This is a genomic window from Bradyrhizobium sp. P5_C12 (assembly GCF_054049735.1).
In genome coordinates, this window is sequence record NZ_JBFULU010000131.1 from 1 (window position 1) to 983 (window position 983).

General features: G+C 58.3%; 1 protein-coding gene. It reads right to left on the minus strand.

Translation table 11 applies throughout. The features are described from left to right. Nucleotides 1–663: 663 nt before the first annotated feature. The coding region (locus ACXJMY_RS37930; RefSeq protein ID WP_456624459.1) for a hypothetical protein at nt 664–983 on the minus strand (320 nt) is incomplete at its 5' end.

Genomic DNA, 983 nt, shown 5'->3' on the forward strand with positions numbered 1-983 from the left:
CAACAGAGCCACGGTATTTACAAGTAGCCAGAACAGCCGATATTCGCCGAACGCTCCGGAGTCGATCGTTCGCACCAGAACGACCGGCGTCAACAGCATGATGGCCTGTTCGATATAGCGAGCAGCGGAGAGTGCAATGCCTTGACGTGATATTGATGCCATGGAATCCGCGACCTAGACTCTAGCGGCGATGGCGCCGACGAAAACGAAGTTGGCAGGAACGTCGGCCCGACCCGAGGCTCGTCCACAAAGAAGGTCAAAACTGACCGTGCTCCTTCGGGCAACAAACAAAGCCCTAAAAGCTCACGTGTTCGTTATGCGACCATCGCCGAGGGCGAGATTTGAGCAAGTGTAAGCAAAACGGTTGGGAATAAAAAGCAACTCGATCAAGTTCAACCGGTGGCTGAGTGGCTACCCAACTGTAAGTACTCCGTAATACGCTAATTCTCGATCGCTGCACCCAACTAACGGTCTTGCCCTGACCGGACCTCGTTCGTAGGCGCTGTTCAAGGGCCGCCTACCGGATGATGGGGTGATCTGCGAGTCCGCGGTCCCGAAGATCAGATGCCGCTGGGCTTGGAAGACATCGAGCAGGTGGCGGTGTACGGTGCAGGGGTCAGCGCGTATCTGCACGCGTGGCCACCGGGCGCTGTCACGTCGCGATCAAACCGTGGCGTGTATGTCGTACCAACCGGACAACGTGCCAGTCGCCTTCGCCCGGTGCCACCGCGACAGGCTCTTATCCGCAGAGTACCACTTGCCGTCACTTTCCCAGGGGCCAGGTCCGGAGCTGTGTCCGGAGACGAAAAAGCGCCCGGCGCGCCGGATTTGGCGGCAGTCGGCATAGCCGAGCTCTCGCACAAAGCGCTGTTTGATCCGGTCGTAGAGACAGTCCTGCTTGGCGAGCTCGCGGAACGACGTCTGATTGACAATCTTGAACTTGCCGAAGCCGATTTTTCGCGCGTGCTCGACCAGTTCCTCGA